Source organism: Chitinimonas violaceus, from assembly GCF_052601015.1.
Genome location: NZ_JBQXDJ010000176.1, coordinates 1 through 1387, shown reverse-complemented (window position 1 = coordinate 1387; position 1387 = coordinate 1). Strand labels below are relative to the sequence as shown.

Below are 1387 nucleotides of genomic sequence, written 5' to 3'. Positions count from 1 at the left end.
GCGAGGCTGAAGCATTACCGTGCAGTGGCGTTCCGGTTCGACAAACTGAAACGGAACTATGAAAGCATGGTTGCCATGGCCTGTGGGTTTCTATGGCTACCTATGTGAAACGTCAACAGACCCTAGTCGATGCGGGCAAAGCCAAGGTTGCTTTACGACTGAACACCCAGCGCACTGGTTCTACCCGTGCTTGGACTGCGGACACCTATACACGACCACGTTTTCTGGCCAGCCCGCCAATGGCACTTAACCGGGGCCAAGCCATCGACGTCACCAGCCCTTATGGTGGAACCTTACAACTGTCGTTCAGCGAAGCAGCCGCCGGCCAAACTGTCCAGTTACGCATACGTGGTGTTGCACAGCACCCCTTCCTCGACTTAAGCAATGGCGGCAGCAAAACAGCCTTTGTCGCTGCATTGAAAAGCGGACAGTTCGACTGGGCTGAAATCAAACTGCAGGGTACGGAAATCCATACCCGGGTCGACAAGATGAAAGAGGTTCTAGCAAGTGACTACAACAACGACATAGATCGCTACCTGGATGAATTGCGTGTTCTGTTCTTTGAAGACGCCTACCAATTAGCAGGCTTCGCTCTGCCTGGTAAGAGCTTGCCTACTGCCGTACAAACCTTCTGCACAAACCAAGGCTGGAACTGCGCATCGAGCACGCTCCATCGAGTGCCGGACACACAACATATCAATGTAGATGCCTATTCACAATGTGGTAACGGCTGTTCAGGTAATCCATACGACCAAGACTGGGGGTTAAACCCACGCGGATGGGGTGAAAGCCACGAATTGGGTCATAACCTGCAACAAGGCTTGCTCGCCGTGTACAGCGACCGCAGCACGGAGGTATCGAACAATCTGTTCCCCTTGCACAAGAATTGGCGTCTATTACGCGAGCTGAAAGATGACCGCAGCAACGATCGGGTAGCCTATCGCTCTACCTTCGATATGATCAAAGCCGCCAAGAGCTCATCGGACCCGGTCGAAGGTGCATACCAGCGCATCTGGGGTTCTGCTGCCTACGCAGCTGAAAACGGCGAGCGTATGGCTTTCTATATGCAATGGGTACATTACTGGTCGCAGCGCATGGCAGATGAAACGCGCGGCTGGGACATCATCACATTGCTTTACTTACATGAGCGCTTGTTTGAGCAAGTGGACTGAGCAACCAACAAGAACAAGCTGGGCTATAGCCAGTATGCAACCCTCCCCAGCGTAACTGGCAATGACAACCTATTGATCACACTGTCATTTAGGGTCTGTCAGTAATTTCGTGTTCAAGGCATATCATGCTCCCAAGGAGAATGTATGCCTCGCAAACCGAAAGCCAAGCCGGTGGAATTGCCGGCAATTCCCGCCGAGCTCCTAGCTCAGTTCGG

At 52.8% G+C, this 1387-nt stretch carries 1 protein-coding gene and 1 pseudogene; both read left to right on the top strand.

The annotated features are described in order from the left end of the window. Window positions 1-108, top strand: a pseudogene (locus ACUHMQ_RS20750) (IS5/IS1182 family transposase); the annotation flags it as partial. Then, window positions 105-1172, top strand: coding sequence for an ImpA family metalloprotease (locus ACUHMQ_RS20745; protein WP_445297341.1), 1068 nt, complete (start codon window positions 105-107; stop codon window positions 1170-1172). The pseudogene ACUHMQ_RS20750 and the gene ACUHMQ_RS20745, both read left to right, overlap by 4 nt. The last annotated feature ends 215 nt before the right edge of the window (window positions 1173-1387 follow it).